The following is a 15288-nucleotide window of genomic DNA, read 5'->3' on the forward strand; positions in this document are numbered from 1 at the left end:
CGGCGGCCGCGGACGCCTCAGCGGCCGCCGAGCCTCGGCAGGGTCAGGGTGGTCACCGCCGTCGTCACCCAGCCCAGGAGGTCGCCGAGCGGGATGGTGGACAGCTTTTCCGGCCATTCCTCCGCCAGTGCGTGCAGGACGAGATGGCCGTCGTGCGCCTCGACCGCGGTGAGCCGGATCCCTTGCGGGAGTTCCGGCAGGGGCAGCACGATCGGCTTGAGGCGGGACGGCGGGCCGAACCGGCGGCGTCCGATGTGGACGGCCGTCGGCCGGAGGACGACGGCGCCGCTCTCCACAGTGGACTCCAGGGCGAGATGGCCCCAGCGGGGCCGCTTTTCCCAGCGGACGTGGAAATGCCCGTCGTCGCCGGGGGTCACGATGATGCCCGGCCGAGCCTTGGCAACACGTGCCTGTAGTACTTCGGGCGAAACCCGGATCGCCATCCGCACCTGTTCGGGGATGGCGGCCGGGGACGGCAGCGAGCGGAGACGGACGTTCGACGCCAGCACGGTGATGCGTTCGAGCGGCGTCTCCGGCCAGTCGACGTCCTCCACGACGATGCGGACGTCGCCGACCCGGCCGGTGGCCGCCAGGCTGAGGCTGTCGGCCTGGTAGTCGAGTCCGGTCAACGTGAGGCCGACGTCGTGCCCGTCCACCTTGGTCGTCAGCCGTCGCCCGACCAGCTGTTCGGTGACGGTCTTCAGCACCGCGGCCGGGGTCACGGGCACGTTCGGCAACAGCGCCCGCCCGGCGGCGGCCAGGCCGAACAGCTCGGGAAGCGGGTTCAGGTCGAACCATCTGCCGTCGCTCATCCGACCAGTGTCGCCGAACGGGACGCCGATCGCCGCCGCAGGGGGTCAGCGGGCCGCGAAACGGGCGATGACACCCGCCAGGATCACCCAGAACGCGGCGGCCAGGCCGTAGTCGAGAATGACCGCGAGATTCGGGTCACTCACCGGGAAAAGGCCGGGCCAGAACAAGGCCAGCGGCTTGGCCAGCGCCTGGATGAAGATGAAGAAGCCGTTGCCCGCGTTGGCTCCCGCGAGCACCATCACCATGTACAGCAGCTCGATGAAAGCGAACACCGCACCGATGCCGGTGATGACCCGCACGGCGGTGTTGCTCCTACTGGTGGTTCGCCATCTGGACATACCGGAAAAGTTCCCTGATTCCGTCGTGACAAACGCTTCGGCGGCGAGATTGCGCCGATTGGCCGCACCTCGCCCACTGCCCGGAGGTGATCCGTGACGGAGTGCTCACCAAGTGATATCGATTATCATTACCAGCATGACTGTCGGCGACTGGAATGACGGCTGGGAACGCCTGATGGCGAGATATCAGCCAGGGCGCGCTCAAGCGATCGAGCGGATGATCGACCTGGTCGCGACGCGGTGCGAAGGCGCCGCGCCGCGCGTGCTGGACGTGGGAGGTGGCACGGGCACCCTTTGCTCCCGGCTGCTCGAACGCGTGCCTGGGGCAGAGGTCACTCTGCTCGATCTCGACCCGGTGATGCTGACGATCGCCGGCTCCTCCCTGCCGCCGTCGGTGCGGGTGGTCCGGGCGGATCTGCGGGAGCCGGACTGGACCGCCCTGCTGCCGGATACCGGCTACGACGCCGTTCTGGCGGTCATGGCGTTGCACTACCTGCCGCCTGGCCGGTTGACCGAGCTGTACGCCGAACTCGGCGGGCTCGTGCGGGCGGGCGGATTCGTGGCCAACGTGGACGACATGCCCGATGGGGAGGCGGTGGCGTCCACGGTCGAGGACGGCGAAGACCTCTGGGGCACTTGGTGGAGCCAGGTCGCGGAGGACCCGGTGCTCGGCCCGGCGATGGCCGAAAGGAACCGGCTGTTCGGAGAGTCGCCTTCGGCCGAATGGCATCCGCCGGCCGAGTGGCATCTGCGGGCTCTGGAGGCCGGGCCGGTCGACGAGGCGGCCGTGGCGTGGCGGAACGGTGCCCAGGCCGCCGTAGTGGCCTTCAAGCCCCGCTGAACGGCGTTGTGCTCTCCCGTACGGCGTTGTGCTCTCCCGTACGGCGTTGTGCTCTCCCGTGGCCTGCTCGGTCAGTCGTCCAGAGGCGCGCCGCGCCACTGCCAGCCGGCGCGGGAGGGACGTCCGGGGAGGTCCACCCTGTCCGTCGCCCACAGCAACGCCGTCCAGGGATCGACGTCGGCGGCGTCCACCTCCGGGAACATCCGCGCGAGCACTCGCGAACAGACGTCACGTGGCGGGTCGAGGGTGACGTCGAGGCCCCTGGCCATGTCCTCGCCGTGAACCAGGACCTCGACACAGCCCATTCCGGCGAAAGCCTCGACGTCGGCGCGTCCGCTCGGGTGGTACGCGCGGACGTCCGGGTCCGTCGTGCGGAGCGTGGCACCGAGGATGCCGCCACCGACCGTGACGAACTCCAGCAGTTCCGACGGCGTCGCGGCCTGGTCGGCGACGGCTTCGAAGCAGACGAAACGCGGCGTGGACGGCCGGGCGATCAGCAGTCCCGCGTAGGAGATGAGGCAGTCGCCGAGATGCTCGGCCGTGCGCCAGGCGTTCAGTTCGCCGGTACCCGGTGCCGACGACCAGTCACGGCCCGATGCCTCGCGCAGGTTGCCCGTCACGCTCGTGATCGCCGCTTCGAGGTCGTCGGGGGTGACTGTCATCGTGGCATCAGCTCAAAGGTGTCGGAAACGCGACCGGACCGCGGCGGCCGTTCTTCCCGACCGCGCGCACACCGAAGAACACGTTGTCCTTCGACAGATCCACTTTAGCCTCGGTCGTGTCGCCGACCTTGATCGCGTGCGTCCAGTCGGGCGCCGTCGTCTCCCGCCACACGACCTCGTAACCGGCGAGATCCGGGTCTGTTCCGCGCCGCCACACCAGATCCGTGTCGTTCGTCAGCCGGTTCGTCCGGATCCGGACGTCTTCGGGGGTGCCCGGCGCGGTCGCCAGCGACCACATCGTCGCGGCGTTGACCCGTGCGACCCTGGCGATGAACGGGAAGTCGCAGAACTCCGGCAGATCGCCGAACCGCTTGCCGTCCTCCACCCGGACGTCCTGGTGCTGGTGCGCGTAATCCTCGTGCGGTTCGGTGAACCGCGCGGCCGGATAACCCTGCTCCAGGAACGGGATGTGGTCGCCGCCCCGGAGGTAGCGGTCGCGCCGGTGGATCACCCGCACGGCCATGCCGGTCACGTCGTTCTCCGCGACCGAACGCACGAACCGGGCCAGCTGACGGGACGGCGAGTCGTTTTCGCCACCGACCGCGCGCCGGATGTCCGCCTGCGCCGGGGTTTCCGACGTCGGCACACCTTCGGCGAACAACCGGATCGTGCGCGGGTCCCTCGTTCCGTCGTCCGCCCGGCTCGAGCCGACGATGTCGTTGGTGAACATCGCCTGCACATTCGTGCCCGCCGACTTGTACAGCGTGGCCATATGCCGCGCGCCGAACAGGCCCTGTTCCTCACCCGCGACCGCCGCGAACACGATGGTCGCGGCTGGACGGCGAGTGGCGAACACCCGCGCGAGCTCCATCGCGACGGCCACCCCGGAAGCGTCGTCGTCGGCGCCCGGAGCGTCCTTCGTCGCGTCGAGCGGATCGGAACACCGCGAGTCGTAGTGGCCCGACACGACATAGACCCGCTCGGGAGTGGAGGAGCCGCGCAAGGTGGCGACGACGTTGGTGATCGTGGTGGCGACCGGAATCCTGGGCGGAGCGGGCTGTTGCAGATACGACTGCGACTCGACCTTCATCCGGCCGCCCGACCGTTCCGCGGACTTCACCAGCTCCGCGAAGATCCAGTCGCGGGCGGCGCCGATGCCGCGGACGGGATCGGTCTGCGAGGACAACGTATGCCGCGTCCCGAAAGCCGCGAGCCTGCGTACGGTGGCCTCGATCCGGTGCTCGTCGATCTCCCGCAAGATCGCCCGGAGTTCGGCGTCGGGTCGTTGCGGGGAGAGACGTTCGCCGGGGCCTCGTACTTCCGGTTCTTCGGCGCCGGCTGGGACCTCGGCGCTGGCGGTTGATGACAGGGCAGTTGCGGACAGAGCGGTTGATGACAGAGCCGTTGAAGATAGAGCCGTTGAAGATAGAGCGGCCGCCGAGAGCGCGGCCGACGTGGACAGGAAAACTCGTCTGGACCTTTCCTCAGCCATTCTCCGTTCCTACGCGCCTTGTGTTCGGGCGTCTACCCGCGAAAAGGATGAGCGCGGCGGACGGGGGATGAGGGAGGATCACCGGGTGATCTTCGGGAGAAAGACGTCAGTGGCCGAGGCACTCCAGGAAACGTTGGAGAGCCGGGGGCGCTGTGTGGGCGTGCTCGTCGATGCGCTCGTGCTCGTAGACAAGTCCGGCGCTGCCGCTGAAATCGCGGCGGCCTTCGAGATGATCACTGAGACACCGGCGCTCATCGCGACTCTCGACGAGTACTGGCGGTACGAGCGGGCTCTGGATGAGGTCGCTCTGACACTCAGGGCCGGTAAGGCAGGACTGCTGACCACCGCGATCGCGGCTTCGTACCGCGACGGCCGGGTCCGGGAGCTGGCGGTCACGAGACTGCTGGCGAAACCGTGCCCGAAGACACTTCCGTTCCTGCTGTTGCGCATGACGGACTGGGCGTCTCCGGTCCGCGACGTCGCCCGCGCGGGTGTCATCCGGGTGCTGCACGATGATCCGGCGACTTACCTGCGGCCGGCTGCCGAAACGATGCTTCACCTGGGGCGCCGTCGCCGTGGCGGGTTCGGCGTGCGACAGCTGTACGCGGCCGCTTACGACGTCCCGGTGGCGGTACTCGAGCAGCTGATGTGCTCGGTGAACCTCGCGGTGCCGCGGTTCGCGTTCGAGGTCCGGACCCGGCGGGGTGACCTTGAACTCGACGAGCTGATCCGGCTTGCTCTGACGAATTCCGACAAGGGCATCCGCGCACGAGCCGGTGAGGCCGTCGCACGCCACGCCGTCTGGACCGGTCGCGTGGACGTCCTGCGCAAGCTGGCCGTCTGCCGCCACGGCGAGGTACGGATCAGCGCACTGACCGGACTCGCGCGCCTCGGCCACTGGGAGGAAATCGCCGGTCTGCTGGACGACCGTTCCACGCTGATCCGTGCGCTCGCACGGGATGCCGCCCGGCGTACGGGAGTCGACGCTGTCGATTGGTACCGGTCCGCTGTTTCCGGTGCGAACCCTTCGCTGGGGGCCATCGCGGGACTCGCGGAGTCGGGGCGGGAAGAGGACGGGCAACTGCTGTATCCGTTGCTGAGGCACCCCGTGGCCAGGGTGCGAGCTCAAGCCGTTGGGGCACTGCGGATTCTGGATGCTGTTCCGGTCGATTCGGTGATGTCGATGGTCGAGGATCCTTCGCGACGAGTGGTCAGGGCGGCTTTGAAGGCGTTGCGGACACGGGCCTGAGTTCGTTGCTCAGACCTCCTGGGGTTCGTCGTCTTCGGGACCTGTGCGTGGCTCGTGGAGCGGCTCTGGCGCCGTCTCGTAGGTATGGCCGCTCGGCGTGGTGATGATCATGCCGCCGTCGCCGGTGGGCACGGCCGACCAACCGGGTTCTTCTCGAAGCAGGTTGTGGGTTTTGCAGTGACTGTGGCAGTTGTACTGGTTGGTCTTGCCGTCGCGAGCCCAAGAGATGATGTGGTCGATCTCGGAGAACTCGGCAGGCTGGTGACAGCCCGGTTGCGTGCACTCGCGATCCCGCGCCTTGATCAACCGTGCCAAGGAGGCCGGTGACCGGTGTTTGCCGGCGCCGGCTTCGACCAGTTGGCCGGTGGCGGAGTCGGTGATCAGCCGCGACCAGGTCGAGTCGGGGTCGGAGGCGATCTCGCGGACCAGCCAATCGGGGATGGGCCCGTACCCGGCGAGTGTCGCGGGGTCGTTGCGCGCGCCGACGAGTGTCAAGAAATCGACATAGACATGGATGTGCGCACGCGGCTTGCCGTGACCGTCTTCGGCCAGCAGGCGTTCGCCGAAGATATCGGCGCGATGCTGGTCGAGGGTCCGGGATTTGTCCTTGTTACGCCGAGCTCGCGCGGCTCTGCTCATCGAGGCGTAGACAGAACTGGCGACTTCCGTGGGCAGATAGGCGGAAATCGTGGACATGGTCTCGTCATTGTGTTCCAGCGAGATATGCCGCAGAGCGCGTTTCTTGGTGGCCCGTTCTTGATATCCGCCGGGGTCGAACTTCTGCACGGCGTACCTCACCGAACGACGGATCGAGACAGGATCACGATCGGCGAGACGCTTCGCCAGCCAGGCGTCGACCTGCGCCGCGACCTCGTCCGACACTTCTCTGGTCAGTTGCATGACCTTGGAAGCCTTGTACAGGTCGATATCGCCACGCTCCAACGCCGCCAGTGTGTTCGGCAGGCGAGCGACGAGGGCGCAGGAGGTCTCGACGAGCAGGAACGCGTGATTGCGGGTGACCGAGAAGCGCAAGGCGACCTCCTCGGTCACAGATCTTCGTGATCCGCCGCGAGCGGCGAAATCGGCTAGCGCTCGTACCTGACGTCCCTGTGTCCGACGAAGCGAAAGCTCTTCGTCGAACGCGGTGTCAAGAAAGCGAGCGGCTTTCGGGTTATAAGGGAGAGTGGTGGTCATGCCCATGATCTTACCCGAACAGACGTTCGAATGCGATCAAGTCTGTGATCGAATTTACGCGGAGAGTGAACGGGCGTCTCGTTCACCCAGACCGTGACCGACGGCCCGGCTTGCCTGCTTGAATGGGTGAATGAGCGAGGACTACCCGAGACTGCTGGAAGACCGAGAAGTGCTGCTGGCGCGAGGAGTTGAGCGACGACAAGCGCGGCTGCGAGGCTGGCTTGACGGCTACGACGGGCCGCGACCGCTCTATCGGATCGAACTGTTCCTCGGCCGTGACCGGTATACGGCCACCGCCATGGACATGTTCGAGTCACTTGTCCGGTTGCGTCTTCAGCTGGAACCCAGGGGCTGGGCGATCGCCGTTCAGGGGGCCCGCCGCGACACCTATCCGAGCGGGATGTGCAGGGATATGGGTGGCGGTATGCGAATCTACGTAACGCGGACCGGCAGCAAGACTTCGGCGGCCGACCTCGTCGATACGCTGGCCGATGCGGAACTCGACCAGATCGTGACTGTTGCGGAGCAGAAGACCCGGCACGCCGAATGGTGCGAGTCGGCCACGGGTCGCCGAGTCTGAGCGCACGTCACGAGGCTGGTGGGCGAAGATGGTGTCTTCCTGGGAATCTGACGCGGAGGTGGCGATCCGTGCCGCGGACGCCGCGTGCGAGGTGATCCGGCGATCCTACTGTCGCGCGGTCGAACGGGTCGACAAGAGCGACGGCGATTTCGCCACCGAGGCCGATCTCGCCGCGGAGCACGTGATCCGGGGAGTTCTGCGGGAGGCGCGGCCGGACGACAGGGTCGTCGGTGAGGAATACGGCGCGGACGAGGGAGCCGGATGGCGGACCTGGCTGGTCGACCCCTTGTGCGGCACGATGAACTACGCGGTGCGGACCCAGTTGGTCGCGGTCGACATCGTCTTGCGTGTCGGCGACGACGTGACCGCGGCGGTGTCGGCGGACCCGTTCTCCGGTGAGGTGTTCTGGACCGGCGGGGCCGAGGCGTTCGTCCGTCGCGACCGCCGTGACGAGCCCTTGGTGCCTGGGCAGGGCGGCGATCTCGTGGATCTCAACCTCGACCCGCCGTTTCCCAACGCCGTGTCCTTCCGTGCGGCACGGATGCTGATGGACGACGCCTTCACCGGACGCTTTCGCCCCCGTGTGGTTTCCACGACACTGGCGCTGGCCTGGGTCGCGGCCGGGCGGCGGGCCGCTTACGTCACCGATGGGCACCTGAAGGACAGTGTGCATTTCACCAGCGGAATCGCTTTGTGCCAGGCGGCCGGTTGCGTGGTGACCAACCTCGCCGGAGAAGCCGTCCACACCGGCGCTCAAGGACTTGTCGCGGCCTCCGATTCCGCGATCCACCGAGAGCTGATCGACCTCGTGACACGCCGGTCATGAGGAGTGAACGTCCACTCGGACCGATGGGCTCCGGCGGGTCCACAACGGAGGCGACAGTCGCCGCCGGACGCGTGGCGGCGAGGTTTTCAAGTCCGCTATCTTGCGGGGGTGGAGATCCAAGTGCTGGAGGGTGCGCTGGTCGAGGTGCCCACGAACGCCGTCACGGGAATGGACCGGCGTGCGTTCGGCGAGTTCATCGGGCCGCAGGGTGAACTGGCCTCGTACGCGCTCGGCTGGACCACCGGGTCGGATCCGCACGTCGCCCGCCTGTCGGTCGGGATCGGCGCGGGTAACCCCGGCGGCGGAACATTTCACGCCGTCATCTTCGAAAACGAGGGCGGACACGCGTTCTCGCTGACCGACGACCCGTTCGAGCGCGTGCCGCAGGGCGGTCCGGATCTGACCGCGGACGAAGCACGCGCCCATGAGGATCTGCCGTTCGTCTGGTGGGTCACCGACCGGATCCTGGAGCGCGATCGGCGGGCCTGGTGGCTGCGGCACTGGCTGCTGCGGACCACCTGTGTCCAGAACTTGGAGGTCTTCGAACGCCGCGAGCCCATTCTGTTCGTCCGGCACGACGCGGATGACGGCGTCTGGCAGTTCATCGGTGCCTCCGACGCGGACGGCGGCACCGGAAAGACCGGGCACCTGCACCACGCCGTCGACGAGGATCAAAGCCTGATCGACATCCTCGACCTGCCGCCCGGCGGCAGCGCGACGCGAACGGGCGCCGGAAGTCCCTGGAACGGTCACTTCTAGAGCTGCAGCACGCTCACTCGCCGCGAGTCGAGCTGTCATGCCGATGTGCGGACACTGCTTGGCTGGTTCGTCTCGTCTGCATTCTGTCGGTATTGCGGTGGAATGACGTCATGGTTGAACTTCCGATCTGTGATCGTGCCGGCAACGCCTTGATCGAGTTTCGCTTCGTCACGGAAGAGGAATTGGGGCGTCTGGTCAAGCGGGTGACCGTGCCCGCGTCGTTGGTTGTCGCTATCCACGCGGAAGCCGTCCTGATGATGTTCGATAGCCGGCGGAGGCAGTGGGAGCTTCCGGGAGGGATGCGGGAGACGGGTGAGAGCCCGCGCGAGGCCGCGGTCCGGGAGCTGGGTGAGGAGACCGGCATCCACGGCGTGGACCTGTCGTTCGCCGCCATGGCCGAGTTCGATCTCACGAAGCCGGAGCGTCGGGAACTCCTAGCCGTATATCGGGTTCAGCTCCAGGTCGTGCCTCGGATGACCGTCAACGATGAAGCGCTGGACTTTCGATGGTGGCCGCCATCGGAACCGGTGAGCGAGGATATGAGCCCGCTGGACGCGGAGATCGCCAGGCGCGTGGTCCAATCGTCTACCAGCTGAATTCGCCGGGTCGTGCTGTTGTGCCGCGAAGCGCGCAGACATGCCGATGAGCGGTCGTGCTCTAGCGGGTGCGTCGTGCTCGGCTGCCGAGGCAGGTTCGTCTCCGTGCCGGACGATCATCACGCGGCGACATCGAACAGGCCGAAGCCGGCGGTTCGTATCGTGCGTCTGACCGGCCCGTGTTCGACTCGCTCGCTCGCGGTGATCTGGCCGGAGTGACCGCGACCAGCCCGATATCGCTGACGACCTACCTGACCGGATCGGACCGGCGTGGGCTGTGGCAGAGGCGCAGCAGGCAGGTCGCGGCGGACCCCGGCAGCGCCGCCTGGGTTACCGGCATCATCTGGGACCAGCAACATCTACTGGCCGTCGGTACGGTCGGTTACCACGGGCCTCCCGACACATCGGGGATGGTGGAGATCGGCTACGCCGTCGACCCGGCACACCGGCGACGGGGTTACGCGCGGGCGGCGCTGGAGCCGTTGCCGGCGCGGGCCGCTCAGACGCCGCAGGTCCACACCGTCCGGGTCACAATCGGCCCCGGCAATACGGCTTCTTATCGGTTGGCGTCGCAGTACGGCTTCGTCAAGGTCGGTGAACAGTGGGACGACGAGGACGGGCTGGAGATCATCTACGAGATCCCGGCGGATCGCCTGTAGTCAGGTTTCGAATCTCCGCTCTTGCCGCCGTGCGTGCACTGAAGTCCACTCGATCTCGGAACAGTCCTTCACGGTCCGACGGCCGGGTCGTCGAGGTCGAGTGGCGGCATCGTCGCGGTGTCTCGGGCCCAGGTGTCGCGGAATCCCGGCTGGACCGCGAGATCGACCAGTTCGATCCTGGCCCCGATGCTGTCGAGCCGGTGGTAGGTGAAGGAGCGACCGTAGGGGCAGGAGTCGAACTCGATCGGCGCGCCTCGATCCGCCAGGCGCTGTTTGTCCGTCATGACGTCCTTGGACCAGTAGCCGAGGTGATCGAAGCGGGACCCGTCGGTCGCATCCCACGGACTGCCGGCGGGGCCTTGGATCACCTCGAAGAACGGTGGCCCGTCAGTGGAGAACACGATGCTGTAGTCCCAGTCCCCGAGGGTGCCCGCACGGACTGGACTCCAGGTCACACCGAGAGTGCGTGTGAGGTCCTCGGTCGCCTGTCCGATATCTCGAACGACGAAGCACAAGTGGTAGAAGGCGTTCACCCGTCCTGTCTACCAACTCCGCGATGCACGAAAGTTCGTGACCGTCCGCGAGCCTGGGGACGAGGGAGGGAAGGCGTTATCGTTGATCGATGTCGCGCGCAGTCGTTCTCGGCGGGACCGGGTCGATCGGTCGCGCCACCGCACGCCGGGTGGGAGGTGATCGGTGTCGGCCGAGACGCCTCGCGCATGCCCGAGGATGTCGCGGTCGCGGGTGGCCGGTTCGTCGCCGCGGACCGCTGCGAACCCGGCGGACTCGGGGTGGCGCTCGGTGCGGGGGCGGATTTGGTGGTCGACTGTCTGTGCTTCACCGCCGCGCACGCCCGTGATCTGCTGCTTCTGCTGGACGACGGGGGGTCCACGGTGATGATCTCCAGCAAGGCCGTGTACGTCGATGCGATGGGCAACCACGTGAACTCCGCCGCCGCACCGGAGTTCGACGGCCCGATCCGCGAGTCGCAGCCGACCATGGCCCCAGGCGAGGATCTCGACTACCGCACTCGCGACGGCTACGGCGCCGACAAGGTCGCCGCGGAACGTGTCCTGCTCGACAGCGGACACCCGGTCACCGTTCTGCGACCATCCAAAGTCCATGGAGAGGGGGCGACCAAGCCCGGTGAATGGGTGTTCGTCAAACGCGTACTGGACCGGCGCGAGTTCCTTCTCCTGTCCCGCGGTTGCCGCGGCGTCGACCACCCGAGCGCGGCCGGGAACATCGCCGCTCTGATCGAAACCGCCGCGAACAACCCCGGCAGGCGTGTCCTCAACTGCGCCGACCCGGACGCACCCGACGCCCTCGACATCTCGCGGACCATCGCGAGACACCTCGGCCATCGATGGGAGGAAGTGCTCCTCGACGACCACGCCCCTGACGGACTCGGTCTGCACCACTGGGACCGCATACCGGGTATCCGGCTGGACCTGACCGCCGCCGGGCGCTCGGCTACGCCGCAGAGGACGCCTACCTCGCGGAGCGGTAGCCAGGCCCGAACCCGTGTCAGCCCTCGCCCTCCGCAAGCAACTCCCGCAGCATGGCCAGCAGTTCCCGCCGGTCCCCGGCCCCGAGTTTCCCCCGGATCCGGGCCATGTGGTGCTCCACGGTCTTTCCCGAGATGAACAGTTTGCTCCCGGCCTGTTTGTACGTCAGCCCGTCGACGACCAGGCGGGCGACCTCCAGTTCGCGTTCGCTCAGCGTGCTCAACCCGGTGGTGGCGGCGGGTTCCGGAGCGCGTCCTTGGAACTGGCGGGCCGCTTCGAGCAGCTGGACCATCGCCTTGCGGTCCGAGGTCCGGATCGCCGCTTGGCCCGCCAGGCGGGAAGCGTCCCAGCAGAGGCCGAGTTCGTGCAGCTCCGAGGAGGACGCGGTGATCTCTTCGGGGTCGAAGGTACCGGTCAAGACCGCGAGCCAGCCGGTCGCGGCGGCGGCGAGTGCGGCCGGATAGCGTCCGCAGGCCGCGAAATCGTCGAGTGCGGCCAAGTGTTCCGCGGCCGACGTGTGATCCTCGACGGTGATGGCGGCGTGCAGTTCGTGCCAGCGTAAGGTGGCTGTCCACAGTGGAGGGTTGCCGAGCGCGTCGAGCACGGTGTGCGCTCGCTCGAGTCGCCCGGCCAGTTTGGCGCTCGCACCGCCCCGTGCGGCCGCGATCGCGAGTTCGCCCAGCGGCAGCAACGAATACAGGTCCGGCTGCTGCCGCATCGAAGCCTGATACGCCCGGTCCCAGGAGCGTTGCAGGCCGGGAAGATCGCTCGCCCGTCGCGCCAGGCCGAGCTGCAGGGTGGCGGCGAAAAGTTCGTCGCGCGCTTCGAGACCGTCCGGTGGCATCAAGGACTCGGCTGCGGTTTTGAGGTCGCCCGCGGTCATCGCGACCCAGCCGAGCAGCAGCCGATGCCGTTTCGCGAGCAGGTCGCCGCCGATCCGACCGCTCACCGCGCGGCTCAACACCGACTCGGCCAGCGCGAGTTCGCCGGAATGCAGGCCCACCAACGCGGCGAGGGCCGCCGGGCTGTCCGGGAGCGGTGCCGGCGCCCCCGCCGATTCCAGCATCGAAGCCGCGCCCAGCAGGGCCGACAGGGTTTCGGCGCCACAGCCGGAGACCGAACCGGTGATCGCGCGCGCCATCCGTGAGGCGGCGCCCGCGAACAGGGTCGGGACTTCGGGGGTTTCCAGCACGCCGCGGGCGGCTTCGAGTTTTCCGGTGCCCAGCAACGCGATCGCGGCGAACGCCTTCGAGCCCGCCCGGCCGGACCATTGGTACAGCTCCGCGCTGTGCGCCAGTTCGCCGCGATGCGCGAGCACGGTCGCCGCCACTTCGGCGCCCGCGGCCCTGGCGTCGGTGTCGGAGGTGCTGCCGAGCATCCCGTCGCCGAGCCGGAGCGCGGTGTCGAGGTCCCCGGCCAGCGCCGCGGCGTGAGCCCAGCCGACGGTGAGCGCCGCGCCGCGCCCACCGGCCTCGGACGCGGCTTCGTAGAACCGCGCCGCGAGTTTCGTGTCGTCGGGCATCGCTTCACGCGCGGCCGCCTCGAAGGCCGCCGCCGCGCTCGCGCCCGAACTTCCCGTTCCCAGCAGGGATCGGGCGAGGTCCAGCACCGGAAGTCCGTCGCGCAGCTGGAGTTCCACCAGCCGCTGCAGCACGGTCAGCCGCCTTCCGGGCGACCCCCAGGTGCGGATGGCCTCGGCGGCGATCGGCAGCAGCACGTCGTCTTCGCCGAGGAGACCGGTCGCCCTGGCGCTGTCGAAGACTTCGGGCAGTCCTTCGCGATCGCGGTTGAGCAGGGCCGCCAGGAGATCGAGATTCCGGCCCGCGCCTGCCTCGGCCGCGATCAGGAACCGGTGGACGTCGTCGTCGAGCTGTTCCAGCTCACCGCGGAAGTCCGCGAGCCTGCCGGTGACCGCCCGCACCACCAGCCCCGGCACACCACCGGTCCTGGCGTGGACGTCCTCCGCCGTGGCCGGGTCGCCGCCGGCGTGCTCGACGAGCCGCCGGTCGCGGTCGACGCCGAACGCGCCCAAGGTCACCGCTGTGCCGAAGGAATCGGCGAGTGCGCGCAAGGTGGTGGTCCGCGCGGCGGGCCGGAAGGCCAGGACGACGGGTGCCGTCGTTTCCTCCGCCAGAGCCTTGATCTTCGCGATCTCGTCGTCGCCGAGCTGGTCGGCGTCGTCGACGAGCACCGCCTCGACCCCGGCGTGGTCGAAGTGGCGTCCGAGCAGGCCGAGCAGATGGGTCTTCCCGTGCGCGCCGGGGGCGACGACGGTGACCCGCACCGGGAGTTCCGGGGCGGCGGTCACCTCGTCGAGCAGGCGCCGGGCACCCGGATGGATGATGCCGGGCTTGTCGAGCAGTGCGTTCAACAGCGACCTTCGGGGGAGGAAGTCACGCCGGGGGTGACCGGCGCGCACGAGCTCGAAGTGGTGGGAGGGGCTTCGGGACCCTTGTCTGCGGTGGCTTCTCGGGTGGTCAAGGTGAGCAGCAGCGTCGTCGCGGCCAGCACCACGACCGCGGCACCGGCGACGAGCGGCTTGCGTCGGCTGAGCAGTTTCGCCGCCCCGGTGCGTTCTGGCAAGGGGAACGGGGTGATGTCGACGGGTGGCCGTTCGGGCCGCTCGGTGAGCTCTTCTGGCACGTCGACCCGGGGAAGAAGGGTGGTTTCGACGGTCGCGACGGCGTTCGACGCCGGGCCCCCGGGTTGAGGAAGGTCACGTCGCGCGGCGATGTTGGCCGCACCGGTCGCCACCGTCAGCACCGGATCACTCGACGCGAAGAGGGGGCACGGTGTCCGGCCGGGAACCGGTGGGGCGTCGCCACAGAGCACGATGCCCGCCAGCGCCTGCGGCGGGATCCCCGCGCCGTGCGCGAGTTCGAAGACCTTGCCGACGGCCTCACCCGGCTCGACGCCTTCCACCGTTTTGACCGGCTGCCAGCCGTTGACGCCGGCCGCGGCGATCGTGACCACCGCGCCTTCGGGCCCGAATTCGCAGACACCGGCGGTGACGTCGCCTTGCGGGGCAAGGTACGCGTGCAGTGCGGCGATGGGCGCGGCGACCAGCGCGGCGCGGGGGAAGCCGGCTTCGGCCAGTGCCCGGCGCAGCAGCTCCCGGCGGAACGAACCCCAGTCGACGGGGTGGGTGAGCACGATGTGCTGCGGCTGCTCGCCGAAGCGTTCGGCCGCTTGATCCACCGCGGCGTCCACCAGGACCGCGCTGAGGGATTCGGCCGGGAACCGCTCGCCGCCGACGATCACGGGGACGTCGTCGCCGACCCGTTCGTGGAATCCGGTCAGCAGCCGGGCGGGCGCGGACCGGCCCGCTTCGACGGCGGCGTCCCCGGTGAGCAGGTAGCCGTCGTCGTCGAGGAACACCGCGGACGCCGCCGCCGGGCCGCGCGCGCCGAGCCACGACGGCTCGGGCACGCCCCAGCCGTCGCCGGTGTTCACGCAGGTGGCGGCGGTGGTGCGGGTCGAGGCGATATCGATGCCGAGGACGTAGGGCAACGAGCATCCTCCTTCGCTTGACCAGCCCCTAAGGACCAAATAGGGCCACTCACCCGAACGGCTTGACCCGTCTGGGTGAGGGTTGGCATTAAACCCAACCGAACGCGTCTCGGTTAAGCCCCTAACGCCCTAACGATGTCATACCGATCCCCTATTGGCTGAGTGAGTGACGACCAGGAGTGATCCCCGATGTGCCCAGTGGCGCCGGCTCACTAACTTCGGTGACCTGCGCTCAGCCGTGCCCTCCGGCCGCTGTGCCTG

At 68.4% G+C, this 15288-nt stretch carries 17 protein-coding genes; 9 read left to right on the top strand and 8 right to left on the bottom strand.

What is annotated here, in order from left to right; genetic code table 11:
- Positions 1-17: 17 nt before the first annotated feature.
- Complete coding sequence (locus DL990_RS27625) at positions 18-812, bottom strand: LmeA family phospholipid-binding protein (protein ID WP_125800379.1); 795 nt, start codon at positions 810-812, stop codon at positions 18-20.
- A 45-nt stretch (positions 813-857) separates the two neighbouring features.
- Entirely contained in the window at positions 858-1112 is a 255-nt protein-coding gene (locus DL990_RS27630; protein WP_026467456.1) for a hypothetical protein, read from the bottom strand.
- A gap of 175 nt (positions 1113-1287) precedes the next feature.
- Between DL990_RS27630 and DL990_RS27635 the strand changes: the two genes are divergently transcribed.
- Entirely contained in the window at positions 1288-1992 is a 705-nt protein-coding gene (locus DL990_RS27635) for a trans-aconitate 2-methyltransferase (protein WP_125785651.1), read from the top strand.
- 71 nt (positions 1993-2063) lie between these two features.
- Here the strand turns inward: DL990_RS27635 and DL990_RS27640 are convergent, their stop codons facing one another.
- Both DL990_RS27640 and DL990_RS27645 read right to left on the bottom strand, forming a co-directional pair.
- A complete protein-coding gene (locus DL990_RS27640; RefSeq protein WP_125800380.1) occupies positions 2064-2654 on the bottom strand; it encodes a hypothetical protein in 591 nt (196 codons plus the stop codon).
- Between the two features lie 7 nt (positions 2655-2661).
- The gene (locus DL990_RS27645) at positions 2662-3840 is read right to left on the bottom strand and encodes a M20/M25/M40 family metallo-hydrolase (RefSeq protein ID WP_233620589.1); all 1179 of its coding nucleotides are present in this window, start codon (positions 3838-3840) and stop codon (positions 2662-2664) included.
- 3 nt (positions 3841-3843) lie between these two features.
- Here DL990_RS27645 and DL990_RS41960 point away from each other — a divergent pair, with 3 nt between their 5' ends.
- A complete protein-coding gene (locus tag DL990_RS41960) occupies positions 3844-4017 on the top strand; it encodes a hypothetical protein (RefSeq protein ID WP_233620590.1) in 174 nt (57 codons plus the stop codon).
- A gap of 214 nt (positions 4018-4231) precedes the next feature.
- A complete protein-coding gene (locus DL990_RS27650; RefSeq protein ID WP_125800381.1) occupies positions 4232-5395 on the top strand; it encodes a HEAT repeat domain-containing protein in 1164 nt (387 codons plus the stop codon).
- 9 nt (positions 5396-5404) lie between these two features.
- Here the strand turns inward: DL990_RS27650 and DL990_RS27655 are convergent, their stop codons facing one another.
- Positions 5405-6589, bottom strand: coding sequence for an HNH endonuclease signature motif containing protein (locus tag DL990_RS27655; RefSeq protein WP_125800382.1), 1185 nt, complete (start codon positions 6587-6589; stop codon positions 5405-5407).
- A 130-nt stretch (positions 6590-6719) separates the two neighbouring features.
- On the opposite strand from DL990_RS27655, the gene DL990_RS27660 reads away from it, so the two are divergent.
- From DL990_RS27660 to DL990_RS27680, 5 genes are all read left to right on the top strand, one after another.
- Entirely contained in the window at positions 6720-7169 is a 450-nt protein-coding gene (locus tag DL990_RS27660) for a hypothetical protein (protein WP_125800383.1), read from the top strand.
- Positions 7170-7197: 28 nt separating this feature from the next.
- Entirely contained in the window at positions 7198-7995 is a 798-nt protein-coding gene (locus DL990_RS27665) for an inositol monophosphatase family protein (RefSeq protein WP_125800384.1), read from the top strand.
- 108 nt (positions 7996-8103) lie between these two features.
- Positions 8104-8754, top strand: a complete 651-nt coding sequence (locus DL990_RS27670) for a hypothetical protein (RefSeq protein WP_125800385.1) — start codon at positions 8104-8106, stop codon at positions 8752-8754.
- A 110-nt stretch (positions 8755-8864) separates the two neighbouring features.
- On the top strand, positions 8865-9350 hold the full coding sequence (locus DL990_RS27675) for an NUDIX hydrolase (protein ID WP_125800386.1): 486 nt from the start codon (positions 8865-8867) through the stop codon (positions 9348-9350).
- A 215-nt stretch (positions 9351-9565) separates the two neighbouring features.
- Positions 9566-10009, top strand: coding sequence for a GNAT family N-acetyltransferase (locus DL990_RS27680; protein ID WP_233620591.1), 444 nt, complete (start codon positions 9566-9568; stop codon positions 10007-10009).
- Positions 10010-10077: 68 nt separating this feature from the next.
- Here the strand turns inward: DL990_RS27680 and DL990_RS27685 are convergent, their stop codons facing one another.
- On the bottom strand, positions 10078-10542 hold the full coding sequence (locus DL990_RS27685; RefSeq protein ID WP_125800387.1) for a VOC family protein: 465 nt from the start codon (positions 10540-10542) through the stop codon (positions 10078-10080).
- A gap of 186 nt (positions 10543-10728) precedes the next feature.
- Between DL990_RS27685 and DL990_RS27690 the strand changes: the two genes are divergently transcribed.
- Positions 10729-11655 (top strand): reductase, encoded by a 927-nt coding sequence (locus tag DL990_RS27690; protein ID WP_233620592.1) that lies wholly within the window; start codon positions 10729-10731, stop codon positions 11653-11655.
- Here the strand turns inward: DL990_RS27690 and DL990_RS27695 are convergent.
- Positions 11537-13888, bottom strand: a complete 2352-nt coding sequence (locus DL990_RS27695; protein WP_125800388.1) for a helix-turn-helix transcriptional regulator — start codon at positions 13886-13888, stop codon at positions 11537-11539. The genes DL990_RS27690 and DL990_RS27695 overlap by 119 nt on opposite strands.
- Entirely contained in the window at positions 13885-15027 is a 1143-nt protein-coding gene (locus DL990_RS27700) for a molecular chaperone DnaK (protein ID WP_125800389.1), read from the bottom strand. Before DL990_RS27700 ends, DL990_RS27695 begins: the two co-directional genes overlap by 4 nt.
- Positions 15028-15288 lie beyond the last annotated feature (261 nt).

Origin of the sequence: Amycolatopsis sp. WAC 01416 (genome assembly GCF_003947485.1) — a bacterium.
Lineage (GTDB): Bacteria > Actinomycetota > Actinomycetes > Mycobacteriales > Pseudonocardiaceae > Amycolatopsis.